This is a genomic window from Clostridium sp. AWRP (genome assembly GCF_004006395.2).
In the GTDB taxonomy this organism is placed as follows: domain Bacteria; phylum Bacillota; class Clostridia; order Clostridiales; family Clostridiaceae; genus Clostridium_B.
Genome location: NZ_CP029758.2, coordinates 433,643 through 447,915 on the forward strand (window position 1 = coordinate 433,643; position 14,273 = coordinate 447,915).

The 14,273-nt window shown below is 33.0% G+C and carries 10 protein-coding genes; 8 read left to right on the forward strand and 2 right to left on the reverse strand.

Annotated elements, in window-relative coordinates; all coding sequences use genetic code 11:
• Positions 1–22: 22 nt before the first annotated feature.
• From DMR38_RS02000 to DMR38_RS02025, 6 genes are all read left to right on the forward strand, one after another.
• Positions 23–1,426 carry an amino acid permease gene (locus DMR38_RS02000; RefSeq protein ID WP_127719763.1) on the forward strand — a complete coding sequence of 468 codons (1,404 nt, stop codon included), beginning with the start codon at positions 23–25 and terminating at the stop codon, positions 1,424–1,426.
• Between the two features lie 56 nt (positions 1,427–1,482).
• Positions 1,483–2,865, forward strand: a complete 1,383-nt coding sequence (locus DMR38_RS02005) for an amino acid permease (protein WP_127719764.1) — start codon at positions 1,483–1,485, stop codon at positions 2,863–2,865.
• Between the two features lie 500 nt (positions 2,866–3,365).
• A complete protein-coding gene (locus tag DMR38_RS02010; protein ID WP_127719765.1) occupies positions 3,366–5,078 on the forward strand; it encodes a methyl-accepting chemotaxis protein in 1,713 nt (570 codons plus the stop codon).
• Between the two features lie 379 nt (positions 5,079–5,457).
• Positions 5,458–6,396: a HAMP domain-containing sensor histidine kinase gene (locus DMR38_RS02015; protein ID WP_127719766.1), complete on the forward strand. Its 939-nt coding sequence runs from the start codon at positions 5,458–5,460 to the stop codon at positions 6,394–6,396.
• Between the two features lie 69 nt (positions 6,397–6,465).
• On the forward strand, positions 6,466–7,338 hold the full coding sequence (locus DMR38_RS02020; protein WP_127719767.1) for an ATP-binding protein: 873 nt from the start codon (positions 6,466–6,468) through the stop codon (positions 7,336–7,338).
• Positions 7,339–7,441: 103 nt separating this feature from the next.
• The gene (locus tag DMR38_RS02025; protein ID WP_127719768.1) at positions 7,442–7,711 is read left to right on the forward strand and encodes a hypothetical protein; all 270 of its coding nucleotides are present in this window, start codon (positions 7,442–7,444) and stop codon (positions 7,709–7,711) included.
• 71 nt (positions 7,712–7,782) lie between these two features.
• Here the strand turns inward: DMR38_RS02025 and DMR38_RS02030 are convergent, their stop codons facing one another.
• Together DMR38_RS02030 and DMR38_RS02035 are read right to left on the reverse strand one after the other, a co-directional pair.
• Positions 7,783–8,163, reverse strand: coding sequence for a hypothetical protein (locus DMR38_RS02030; protein WP_127719769.1), 381 nt, complete (start codon positions 8,161–8,163; stop codon positions 7,783–7,785).
• A gap of 26 nt (positions 8,164–8,189) precedes the next feature.
• Positions 8,190–8,630 carry a cell wall hydrolase gene (locus tag DMR38_RS02035; protein ID WP_127719770.1) on the reverse strand — a complete coding sequence of 147 codons (441 nt, stop codon included), beginning with the start codon at positions 8,628–8,630 and terminating at the stop codon, positions 8,190–8,192.
• A 184-nt stretch (positions 8,631–8,814) separates the two neighbouring features.
• On the opposite strand from DMR38_RS02035, the gene DMR38_RS02040 reads away from it, so the two are divergent.
• Positions 8,815–9,870, forward strand: a complete 1,056-nt coding sequence (locus DMR38_RS02040) for a cell wall-binding repeat-containing protein (RefSeq protein ID WP_127719771.1) — start codon at positions 8,815–8,817, stop codon at positions 9,868–9,870.
• Positions 9,871–10,634: 764 nt separating this feature from the next.
• Positions 10,635–14,273 carry a cell wall-binding repeat-containing protein gene (locus tag DMR38_RS02045; protein ID WP_127719772.1) on the forward strand — a complete coding sequence of 1,213 codons (3,639 nt, stop codon included), beginning with the start codon at positions 10,635–10,637 and terminating at the stop codon, positions 14,271–14,273.

Genomic DNA, 14,273 nt, shown 5'->3' on the forward strand with positions numbered 1-14,273 from the left:
ACATTAATAAAGGGGGCATTTTATGAACATTTTTAAAAAAAAGTCGCTTGAACAACTTAAAGACAGTGTAAAAAAGACAGGCTTGAAGAAAAACCTTAAAGCAACAGATATAGCGGCTTTGGGAATTGGGGCTGTTGTTGGAGTTGGAATTTTTGTAGCAACTGGTGAAGGAGCTCATGCAGCTGGTCCAGGAATAATACTTTCATTTTTCTTATGTGGAATAGTAGCTTGTCTTTGTGGCTTATGTTATTGTGAGCTTGCTACCATGTTTCCAGTAGCAGGAAGTACATATTCCTATGCTTATATAGCATTTGGAGAATTTGTGGCAATGGTTATTGGATGGTGTTTAACTGCTGAATATTTGGTTGCAGTTAGTGCAGTTGCATCTGGATGGTCTGGAACTTTTAGGGGGATTTTGCAAAATGCAGGGATTACGCTGCCTCATGCAATTAGTGCATCTCCAGCGAAAGGTGGAATAATAGATTTACCAGCTGTTTTTATAATACTAGTATTAGCTTCTCTTTTATACTATGGAATGCAGGAAAGTGCAAAAGTTAATAATATTATTGTTGCTGTGAAATTATTTGTAATACTCTTATTTATTTTTCTTGGAGTATCTCATATAAAGCTATCTAATTACGTACCTTTTATGCCTTTTGGCTGGAAAGGGGTTTTTACGGGGGCAAGTACGGTGTTCTTCTCATATATAGGATTTGATTCTATTTCAACTGCAGCAGAGGAAGCTAGAAACCCTAAAAAAGATGTATCACGTGGAATTATAATGTGTCTTATAGTAGTTAGTATATTGTATATTTCCGTTGCAGTTGTACTTACTGGAATGGTTCCGTTTAAGGAAATAGTTTCAGAAAATGCTGTGCCTGCTGCACTTGCAAGGGTTGGCATTAATTGGGGATCAGCACTTGTAGGTGTTGGAGCTATTCTTGGAATGATTTCTACTATGATAGCTATGCTTTATGGTCAGATTAGAATATTTATGGTTATGTCTAGAGATGGATTACTTCCTAAAGCATTTTCAAAAATTCACAGCGTACATAAAACCCCGTATGTTTCTACTATACTAACAGGTGTTATAGCTGCTATAATAGCTGGGCTCTTACCTCTTGATATTATTGTAGAGTTTTTGAGTATAGGTACATTACTGAGTTTTGCAGTGGTATCTATAGGTGTTATTTATTTGAGAAAGGCAATGCCTGATATAGAAAGAAAGTTTAAATGTCCGGGAGTGCCTTTTACACCAGTAATAACTGTATTGTGCTGTGTTGTACTTTTGGCATCAATGCGTGCAATAACCTGGATAGGATTTTGTGTATGGCTTTCTATAGGTATAGTATTTTACTTTATTTATGGAAGAACCCATAGTGTTGTTCAGAACGAAAATTTGGACGAGAGTTCTCACAGCGCATAATTAGATTTTAATACCTATTTACATTGCAGTTTAAGTCAACAAGGATGTGGAAATTTATGAATATTTTCAAAAAGAAACCTATTGATCAATTGATGGATAGTGTAAAAAAAACAGATTTAAAGAGAAATCTTAAAGCAAGAGATATAGCAGCACTCGGAATTGGAGCTGTTGTTGGAGTTGGAATTTTTGTAGCAACTGGAGAAGGAGCCCATGCAGCTGGCCCTGCAATTATACTTTCATTTATTTTAGCTGGTATAGTGGCTTGCCTATGCGGCCTGTGTTACTGTGAACTTGTAACTATGTTTCCGGTAGCAGGAAGTACATATTCCTATGCTTATATAGCATTTGGAGAATTTGTGGCAATGATTATTGGATGGTGCTTGACTGCTGAATATTCAGTTGCAGCTAGTGCAGTTGCATCTGGATGGTCTGGAACCTTTAGAGGCATTTTGCAATCTGTGGGAATTACACTTCCCCAGGCAATTAGTGCATCTCCATCTAAAGGTGGGATAATAGATCTGCCGGCTGTTCTTATAATATTAATTTTAACAGGGCTTCTATGTTATGGAATGAGTGAAAGTGCAAAAGTAAATGATATTATTGTTGGTGTGAAAATATTTATAATACTTCTTTTTATAGTTTTAGGATTATCACACATACATATAGCTAATTATAAACCTTTCATGCCTTATAGCTGGAAGGGTGTTTTTACAGGAGCAAGTACAGTATTTTTCTCTTTTTTAGGATTTGATGCAATTGCTACATCTGCAGAAGAAGCAGAAGATCCTAAAAAAGGTGTATCAAGGGGAATTATACTATGTCTTATGGTTGTTTGTTTCCTTTATGTTTCAGTAGCAGCAGTGCTTACGGGAATTGTACCTTATAAAGAGATAATTTCAGAAAATGCTCTGCCTGCTGCACTCCAAAGAATCGGAATAAACTGGGGCTCGGCTCTTGTAGGAGTTGGAGCTATCCTTGGAATGATCTCCACCATGATTGCTGTTTTATATGGACAAGTTAGGGTGTTTATGGCTATGTCTAGAGATGGATTAATTCCTGAGAATTTTTGCAAGATACACAAAACCCATAAAACTCCATACATTGCTACAATAATAGCAGGTAGTATAGCTGCTGCTATAGCAGGATTCTTACCTCTTGATATTATTATGGAATTTGTAAGTATAGGTACATTATTGAGCTTTATGGTTGTGTCTGCTGGAGTTATATATCTTAGAAAAGCTATGCCAGAAATTGAAAGAAGATTTAAATGTCCGGGAGTACCCTTTACACCTATAGTCACTATATTGTGTTGTCTGGTCCTTTTGGTATCTATGCGTGCAATAACCTGGATAGGATTTTGCGTATGGCTTGTTATAGGTATAGTGGTGTACTTTACTTATGGAAGATTTCACAGCGTTGTTCAAAAAGAGAAACCATAAGTTTTTCGTCAATTAAATACTAAGTAACAACTTTTGCACATATAAAATTTTTGCTTAATATAAAAATATTGCGATCTAAATGAATTCACAGTTCACAGTTCACGATGCATAATTTCTGTAGATTTTTCTCCGCTGTGCTGTGAAAAATTTTAAATTTAAAGCTTATTGAAGCTTTGCTTCAATGGTGTTATATTTTAGATTTTCTGAAGTTTTAATGGAAGAAAATCATCCTTAATTGTGAACTGTGCATCGTGCATTGTGAATTAATTGAAAGTTGAGTTAACAAATAAAAGATCCTGCGGCTGCTGTAAAAAGGCACTGTAGGATCTTTTATTTTTAAGTTAAATGGTTAAAATTAACAAGGTTACGATTAATATGAAATAGAGGAAGGTAGGTAGTGCTATTCCTTTATTTTAATATAAATTTATTGTAAAAAACGTCGATATACTATAATATAATCGGGTGAATAATATTATTCATACATATGGGAGGGTTATTATATGAAATGGTTTTCAAACATAAGAATTTTGAGAAAATTGCTGACATCATTTATTATCGTATCAGTATTTACAGGAATAGTTGGAATGATCTCTATTTCAAAAATGGGAAAGATAAACCAAAATTTGAACAATATATATAATGTAGATTTAAAGGGGACAAACATTCTTCAGGAATTAAAGGCAAATTTAATGGCAGTTAGAGGAGATATGCTTATTGTTATTGATCCTGCAAGTAGGGATAATTTAAAAAATGTAATAAGCGAAATTAATAATATTACAAACCAAGATGCTAAACTTCAATCGGATTATAAATCTACAATTGTAACTGCAGAAGATAAGCAGCTGTTTGGTGAATTTGAGCAATACTTAGTGGATTGGAGAACTTCTCGTAAAAATGCTATTAGTTTGGCTCAGCAGGGAAATTATGAAGCTGCAAAGGTACAATTTCTTAAGTCGGAAGGCTATAGAGTAAAAATGTTTACAGTGCTTGATAAGGATATAAATTTAAATATGGGATTGGCCCAAGCTGATTATAAAGACAGCATAAGTCAGTATAAGTCTTCCTTTATTATGGTAGTTATTGGAATGATTATAAGTATAGTTTGTTCTGTTTTACTTGGATTTATTGTTGCAAGAGATATTAACGGTCCAATTTTAAAAATTAGAAAATTTGCAAATGAATTTGCTGAATTTGATTTTTCTTCACCTATAGAAATGGGCAGAAAAGATGAATTGGGAGAAGTTGCTTTAGAACTTAACAAAGGACAAAAGAATGTAACTGACTTAATTAGAACGATTATGGCAAGCTCTGACGAAATGAGCAGTTCTAGTGAAGAATTATCTGCAACGGCAGAAGAACTTTCAGCAAAGTCTGAAGATATGGATAATTCAGTAAAAGTTGTGGTGGGTAATATACAGGAAACAAGTGCAGCATTTGAAGAAATAACTGCATCTGTAGAAGAAGTGGATTCCAGTGTAAATGAATTGTCTGCAAAAGCTGTAGATGGAAATAGTAAAGCCAATGAATCCAAAAAAAATGCTGTTGCTGTACAAAGTAAAGGAAAAACAGCTATAGAAAAAACACAGGAATTATATGAGCAAAAAAGAGAGAACATGGTAAAAGCTATTGAGGACGGAAAAGTAGTAGAAGAAATAAGAGAAATGGCAGAAACTATTGCAGGAATAGCAGATCAAACCAATTTACTTGCACTTAATGCAGCTATAGAGGCAGCCAGCGCAGGTGAGCATGGTAAAGGTTTTGCAGTAGTGGCAGAAGAAGTAAGAGAACTTGCAGAACAATCTGCGGAATCAGTTGCAGGAATTCAAGAGACTATTGTAAAAGTACAGGATGCATTTAAAAATCTTTCTGCAAGTGGCCAGCATGTATTGACATTTATCAATGAAAAAGTGAATCCAGAATTTAAAGCATTTGGTGACATGGGAAAGCAATATTATGATGATTCAGAATTTGTAAGTAAAATGTCGGAAGAAATAGCTGCTATGTCAGAGCAACTTACTGCTATTATAGGGCAGGTAAATGAAACAACCCAAAGTGTAGCATCTAGTGCACAAAAATCTTCAGAAAGTTCAAATTCAATACAGCAGAGTATTGAGGAAAATGTAAAAGCTGTAAATCAGATAGCTATTACAGCACAAAATCAAGCAGAGATAGCTCAGAACTTAAACGAATTAGTTCAGAAATTTAAAATTTAAATGTAAAAGAAAGTCAGTTTTACTTAGAAAAAAGTAGAACTGACTTATTTTTGTTGTTAAATAATCTAAATTCTTAGATTTTATGTGACATCAGAAAATCGTTTCTAATGGTGAGTTGTGCATTGTGGATTTATTAATTTTTATGTAAAATTAATAAATAAAAATTAATAGATTACATAAAATTTCCACTTAAGATATTTCCTTTTAATTTTATAGGTGATATAATTAGCATAAATGGTATTTTTTCTACTATAATTAAGAATAGTTTCTCATAAACGTTCATATAGTACAATAATTGTTAATATAATTTATATATACATTTAACAAAGTTAGTGTAGTAAAATGTAATTATTAATGATATGGAAATGGGTGGAAATTTATGAAGAATTTTAATGAAGACGATGAAATTAATGAAAATAAGCTAAAAAATTTAATTATGATGAATTATACTCTAAGTCTGGAAAGAGAAATAGAGAAACTTAAAAATGATGCCGAAAAAAATAGTGAGAAATTAAATGAAAGCCAGGAACTCAATAAAAAAATTTTGCAGTTTATATATGGCTTATTTCATGAACTTAAGACACCTTTAAATGTTATCTTTTCTGCAGTACAGGTAATGTCATTATGTACGGAATATGAAAATGGAGGAACTTTAGAGAAACAGAGTCAGTATCTTAAAATAATAAAGCAAAATTGTTATAGACTTATGCGTCTTATAAATAACTTACAGGATTTAAGTAAATTGGATTCAGGATTTGCCAAATTGGAGTTGCACAACAGAAATATTGTAAGTTTTGTTGAAGATATTACTTTATCTTTAATTCCTTATGCTAAAGGCAAAGGTATAAATTTGATTTTTGATACCAATGTAGAAGAGAAGATTATGGCTTTAGATTATAATAAGATAGAGAGAATTATTTTAAATTTACTTTCAAATGCAATTAAATTTACGCCTGAAAAAGGTACTATATGCATAGGGGTTGAAGACGAAGACGATAATGTATATATAAGTGTAAAAGATACAGGTGTAGGAATACCTAAGGATAAGTTTAAATTTGTATTTGAGAAATTCAAGCAGTGTGATAAATCACCTATAAATGGGAAAATTGGAAACGGCATAGGACTTTATCTTGTAAAATGTTTTACTGAAATGCATGGAGGCAAAGTTAGCGTAAAGAGTATTTTAGGACAGGGAAGTACATTTACTGTAAAGCTTCCTGTTAAAGTTGTAGAAGAAAAATTAAATGATATAATTTACAGTGATGATGTGGATGAACAGCTCAATATAGAATTTTCGGATATATGTCCTAAAAATTAATGTCCATACTACGTTTATTTTACAAATTATAAATGTTATAATTGTTGTGGTAAAAAAGGCGGTGATAGTATGGATGAAATTGCGGGAACTGGATGTGATATATTAGTCCCTTTTAATGAAAGAAAACCCTTAAAAGACATAGAACATAGTATTACAAAAAGATATAGAAAGCATATATGGTCTAAATTTGTAAGGGCAATAAGTGAGTTTAAACTGGTAGAAGAAGGAGATAAAGTTGCGGTAGCAGTGTCTGGTGGAAAAGACAGCTTGACTATGGCCAAATTGTTTCAGGAACTTCAAAAGCATTGGAAAGTAAATTTTGAATTGGAATTTATTGCTATGGACCCGGGATATCATGAAGATATAAAAAAACTTTTAGTCAGTAATTGTGAATATTTAAACATTCCAGTGCACATTTTTGAGTCCGGTATATTTAATGTGGTAGATAATATTGCAAAGGATTATCCTTGTTATATGTGTGCAAAAATGCGCAGAGGTGCACTGTATTCTAAAGCAAAAGAACTTGGCTGCAATAAGCTTGCACTTGGGCATCACTTTAATGACGTTATAGAAACAACTCTTTTAAATATATTTTATTCGGGAAGCTTTAAAACCATGATGCCAAAATTAAGGTCTCAAAATTATGAAGGAATAGAACTTATAAGACCTCTTTATTATGTAGAAGAATCTTACATTGAGCGTTTCATACAATCAAGTGGCATATGGCCTCTCAACTGCGCCTGTATGGTTGCAGCAAAAAGAATAGGGAACAAGCGTTATGAAATTAAGGACATGATAAAGAAGTTGAAGAAGAATTTTAATAAGGATATAGATAAATTAATTTTCCACGCGGTTGAAAATGTAAATATGGATTCTATATTAGGCTGGGAAAAGGATGGAGAAAAGCATTCATTTATAGAGTCTTATGAAAGAAATAGTTAATAATTGAAAAACCAAAATTTAATAAATTGTGAACTGTGCATTGAAAAAGTTGTCAATTGTGAACCGTGCATTGTGAATTGTGAATTGATAAAGGGTGTGTCAAATGCTGAAAATATGGGGAAAATTAGTTAAGCAAAATAAAATAGTAAAAGATGAAGTAGTTGTATTAGAGGGCGGAGAAAATTATCAGGAAAATTTGAAAAGTTGTATTCTAGAATTATGCAGAAAATTTGACATTGAAAAACCCTATTGGCTTCCTATTAATTTAGAAGAATATAACAGGAGAAGTAAGACATCTTTTAATTCCGATAATTTTATAGATGAATTTGAATTTGATAAATTTGAAATAGAAGAAATTCACGATGAAAAATAAAGAGATCCTATGAAAAGGAACTCTTTATTTTTTACACTAATTGTGAACTGTGAACTGTGCATTGAATAAATTTAGTCAAAAATGGTCACAAATTTTACAGAATATATGTCTGCTAGTTCTCTTGTATTTGTTTCTGTGTTTTTTATTATTATATAGCTAATTCCCACACTGTCCAATATTCCGGTACGGTCCTGGAGTGTTCCTGTACCCAAAAGGAAAGTTACTCTTACTTTTTTACCTATTTGGGTTCTTAAGTAACCTTGAGTATAATTCGTGTCTTGTTGTACTGGAGAACCTGGAGCCATTTCAAAAGGATTAGGGGATGGTGTTGGTGGAGGAGATGGCATTGGCGTTTGTCGGATTTCATCACTGGAGTCAAATTCAGGCATTTCAGGTTCAGGTTCAGGAGTCATGGGCATAGTCCTAAAGTAATTGGGATAATTTGAAATCATTAAAATACCTCCATATTTATTAATAATCAAGTTTTAGCATATAGTTCTGTTGGATTGTAAAAGCAGTGCTTTGCTACTTTTACTTGGAAACTTCCTGTGCCAGTGTAGGGAAAAAGCCACGGACATGGGGCAAAGGGATTGAAGTACCAGAGAGAGTATCCTACAGTAAATAACCGGTTGCCTGCAAGTGCCCAATCTGCTATGTCATAGTGTATTTGTTCAGGAACAACTGACCAGATATTTTGAGGATTGGGAACGCCCCCTAGTTCAGTACGCATACAGTCAAACTGCCCTTTCTGATAAAGTACTTTCCTAAGGTCGCCTTGACCTAGTCTCTGATATTCGCCATAGGGTACTCTAACTCTATTCATAATGGTAGTTGCTACTGCTTTCATGCCATTTTCCCCTTCACCGCCTGCCTCACATTTTATAATCCTGGCCAGCAGCTCTCTATATGAAAATGCCATGATTTCACCTCGTATATTTTGCTTACAATATTAGTGTATTTAAAAAGGTAGTAAAAAGTTACAACCAGTATTTAGAAATAGTAATATATCTACCAAAAAATTTTATATTGTCTATAAAAAAAGCTGTTATTGTTATATAATTAATTTATATATGTTAATAATTAATTGAAGGAGAGGTAAACTAATGTTGAAAAAGAGAAGGTTTTTAAGCCCTATATTGACTGCCCTTGTACTATCAGTCACTTTAGGCGCTGCAAATGTACAAGCTGCTACAGTAAAGAGAACAGATGGCGGGGCCGGAGGGAGAATAGGCACAGCCAATCAAGTAGCTTTAGATTTGTTTAGTAAATCTCAAAATGTAATATTGGTAAATGGATACGGATATGCAGATGCAGTAAGTGCTACGCCTTTGGCAAAGCAGCTTAATGCCCCAATACTTTTAACTCATGGAGATACTTTGGAATCTGAAGTTGCTTCAACTATAAGCAGTTTGGGGGCAACAAAAGTATATATAGTTGGAGGTACAGGAGTTGTATCTACAGATGTAGAGAACACTTTAAAAGATAAATATGATGTAGAACGTATAGCTGGCGTTACGGACAACACTAGAATGGGAACCAATGCAGAAGTTGCCAAAAAAGTTCTTAGTATGAGCAATCAGAAAAACGCAATACTGGTAAATGGACAGGATGGATATGCAGATTCACTTTCAGTAGCTTCAATTGCAGCTCAAAAAGGATATCCTGTATTATTTGCATCTAAAACTCAAGTAGCACCTATAGTTAAAGATGTAATAACTTCCAAAGGGTTAACTATACAAGCAGTAGGCGGAAGTGGAGTCTTGCCACAAGATGTAGTAACTTCTGTAAATGGAACTAAAGTTACAAGTGATGCAGATTGTGCCAATAGATTTGCTACAAATTTAGCAGTTTTAAATTATTTTAAAAATAATGGTGGTTTGGATTTCAGTACTATATATGTAGCAGCAGGTGGGGCAGCACAAGATCAATTTGCAGATGCTCTTGTAGCATCCGCTGCAGCAGCAAAAACTGGTTCACCACTTGTTCTGACAGGATCAGGAGCAGGACAGGAGCAGGTAATAAATGCCAACAGTTATATATTTGCAAATGCTAAAGATAACTCAAATGTAGTAATAATTGGTGGAACATCATCTGTTTCCCAGGATATACAAAGTACCCTTCAAAGCACTGATGATTTGCAAATCATAGGAATAGAGTAAAAAAGAGCCTTTGGGCTCTTTTTTTAATTAATAGTTAAGAATAAAGAATTAATAGTTAATGTGGATTTTTTTCGTTACACTACAAAAAATCTTTAATATAGTCATTCCTTTATAAACATAGTCATTTGTATAGTAAATGACTATGTTTATTTATATTTGAACTTTTTTACAAGCTTTGCTCCAATAAGGAAATTGTGAACTGTGAATTGAAAAAAAGGATTTTTATAGATTGTGTAGAATAATATATAAGTGCTAGAAGTATAATTAAACGAGATTATTAATTTCCATATATATATTAGGAATATATTTCCCATATAACCGTAAATTACTACGACATAAAGTATGGAAAAACTAGAAATGATGTTGTATAATTGAATCATATCTTATTAATAGTAATTCATAAATCCTTTATCATAATGTGTAAACCGTAGAAATTATGGATTTATTATGATATAATAGAGGATGAATTTGTTACTATTGTTATATAAGTATTAAAATTTTATGAAAAATCACGTAAGATTGCACAAAATTAGTAGAATGTGTAGTTTATATGTGGTATAATAAGGTCTGTTTCATAAATGTTGACCAAGCAGTATAAGTGTAAAGGGATGGAATTGAAAAAGAATGCATACATAATTGTAAAAATTACTTAAATAGCACTTAACCGCATGGAAATACATTTTAGGAAAGTATATATTTAAAATATATATATATATATAAAGAATTTTAATTAAAATTCACTTAATCGAGGAGGGTATTACAATATGAGTAAGAAAAGTACAAAGGCACTTGCAAGTGCTACACTTATGTCCTTGGTATTAACAACAGCTTTATCAGCAGGTCCTGTTAAAGCAGCACAAGGACCAGTAACAAGAGTAGGTGGCGGTGACAGATATGCAACAGCTGCAACAGTTGCTACAAAAAACTGGACAACTTCAGACAATGTCGTTTTAGTATCAGGTGAAGGATATGCAGATGCAGTAAGCGCTTCAGCATTAGCTAAGAAATTAAATGCACCTATACTTTTAACTACATCAAATTCACTTAGCTCAGAGGCAGAAACTGCATTGAACACATTAAAACCAAAGACTGTATATGTTGTTGGAGGAAATGCTTCAATTTCACAGAGCATAAGAGATGGTCTTAAATCCAAATATACTTTAAAAGAGTTAGGTGGACAAAACAGATATGAAACTAATGTAGCAGTAGCTAAAGAATTAGTTAGTTTAGGAGTTAGTGCTAGCAATGTTATGGTAGTCGGTGGAGAAGGATATTCAGATGCACTTTCCGTAGCACCAGTAGCAGCAGCAAAAGGACAAATTCTATTATTGGCAAACAACAATAAGGATTCAATCCAATCAGTAATTAATTTTGTAAAAGACAATAGTTCCAAAGTTACAATTGTTGGAACTACAGGTGTTATAAGCGATGCAATAAAGGGTGCTTTGGGTTCAGATGCAACTAGAGTAAATGGTGGAACAGATAGATTTGCAACTAACCTTGCTGTATTAAATCAATTCAAGAGTGATTTAAAGACTGACCACTTATATGTAGCAAATGCAAGTTCAGCTACACCAGACAACCTTTATGCAGATGCATTAGTTGCTTCCGCATTAGCAGGAAAATATACTGCACCATTAGTATTAGTTGACAAAGATAAGACAACTGCAACAGATAACGCTGTAACTTATATTAAGGGCGAAAATGCAAAGGATATAGAAGTAATAGGTGGAACAGCAGTTGTTCCTGATTCAATAATTGAGGAGATTACAGGTAAGACTCCTACTCCTACTGATGCTGCAGTTAGCTCAATAAGTTCTAATGGATTAAATCAAATCAAAGTTGTATTTAATGGAGAAGTAGATGAAGATACAGCTGAAACAATATCTAATTATAAAGTTGATGGAACAACATTAAATGATAATGGTACTAAAGATAATGTAACTGCTCCAGATGGAAATAGTGCTAAAGCAGTACTTCAGGATGATAATAAAACAGTTTTAATTACTCTTTCAAAGGCAAGAAAACAGTCTGATAGTGTAGATGTAACAGTAAAAAAAGGTATATTGTCTTCAGATAAATCACAAACTGTTCCAGAGTTAACTCAAGCTGTAAGCTTTAATGATACTACAGCACCTACAATCCAGTCAGTAGAAGCTAGAGGAAATAATAAACTAACAGTTAAATTTTCCGAACCTCTTAACTTAGCTGGAACAACAGTAAGTAACATAGCAAGTAAGTTTAAAATAAATGATAAGAATATAACAAGCTTTGGACTTGATACAGGTTCTTATTCAGCAGTTGATGACTATGTTATAGGAAATAACAATACTCCTTCTAATCCTGAAGTTTGGTCAAATAAGATTGAGTTCTATTTTAATACGCAGCTTCCAAATGGAAACAATACTTTAAAGATAACAGATGGTGATGAAACTCAATCTAATGGTTCAGCTGGAAAATTATCAAGTGCAGGACAATTTCCATTTAAGGAAACTTCTCAAACTTTTGATGTATCAACAATGACAGGTGCTCCACAGATAACAGGTATATCAGCTGAAGATAATGGAAAGATATATGTTAATTTTGACAGACCAATGGATACTAAGACTGCTAAAACTGCAACTTATTATGGAATAAATGGAGATGACAATCATCCAGCAGCTGGAGATATAGATCTTAAAAAAGGTGATACTCAAGTTAAGATAAGTAATGTATCTGGAAAACTTAATAAAAATTCAAATACAATTTATATAAAAAATGATGTAAAGGATGCTTATGGAAATAAAGTAGCTGACGATACAAGAAAGCCTTTTAATTTGGATGAAGACACTACTAAGCCAACAGTAAGTTCAGTTAGTGCCCTTGATGACACTACTATTCGTGTTAGATTTAGCAAAGATGTAGATGCAGTTTATGCCACAAATGTATCTAATTATAAGTTGAGAGATAATAGTGGAACTGTTATAACCGATGAAATAGTAGCAAAAAATCCAGCTAGTTCTAGTTATCAGGATAATCAGGCTATTACTATTCCAGGTAAATCAAAAAAGCCTAATGATGGAGATTCAACAGATGTAGTTGATTTACATGTAAATAAAAAATTGACTGATGCTAAATACACTTTGACAATTAAAAATATAATAGATACAGCAAAGACTCCAAATACCATGGATGATGTAGATATGCCTTTTGATGGTTCCAATGATGTTACACCAACAGTAACAGGAACTTATGTATTATCATCCAATGTAGAAGATTACCAACAAAAAGTTATTGTATACTTTAATAAGGAAATGGATTCAAGTTCTCTTAGTGATGTTTCAAATTATAAATTTACAAATGCTAGTGGAGATTATAATCAACTTCCAAGTGGAACTACTATTACACCAAGTAATGACAATAAGAGTGCAGTAGTAAAATTCCCATCTAGTTATGGTACAAGTGTATCTTCAAAAACAGGCGATAATTTAGTTACAGCCCTAGATGTAATTGGCGTTAAGGATGTTAATGGAAAAACTTTAGGGGTTGCTTATTCAGGAACTATAGGAAATACTAATCCAAATCTTGCAGTAATTGATCCTAATTCAGTTAGATTTACTTATGTAGATGCAAGTGGTAATTTAACAGATGATTTAAGTGTTCAATTTAAGTTTAAGAATCCAATAGACAGTTTAGATTTTACTGATTTTAGAGTAAATGGAGTAGAGCCAAGTACAGGATCTCTTAATGGAGATGTTGTTACATTGAAATTTAATGATGGCGATGCTGCTCTGGGAGTAGTTGCAAATAACACTGTAACACCTGCAACACCTGCAACATTGGAAGTTTTAGCTTCAGGATTTAAAGGTCAGAGCGCAAAATATAATCCAACTAAAGCAGAAGCAGTTAAGTTTGATGGTAAAGCTGCATTAATTACTACTGTACCTCAAGCTGATATACACACAACTGATGTATCTGGTAGTAAAATAACTGAAATAAAAGCAAGTGACAATATTAAAGCTTATGATTATAGCTCAGCACCAAAGACTATAGCTGATGAATGGAATGCAGGAGCTATTGATGCTTCTAACTCATATGTTGATGTAGTATTTGATACTCCAATTGATAGCAATGGAATTAATGTAGATGACTTTGTATTTAATGATGGAAATGGAAATACATTAACACCTACTTCAGCATCAATTTCTGATGGTACAGGAGTTGGTAATGAAGGTAATACTGTTAGATTCAAATTTAATACTCCAATTAGTAGCTTTAAGGGAATAGTTAAAGTTAGAATTAAATCTACAGCATCAATTAAAACACCTAAAGATGCAGACAATACAAATGCTTATTATAAAGCATCTAGTGATGATACAGCTCCTAGAACAATTACAATAGGTACAGTGGGTGCAGTTAAATAG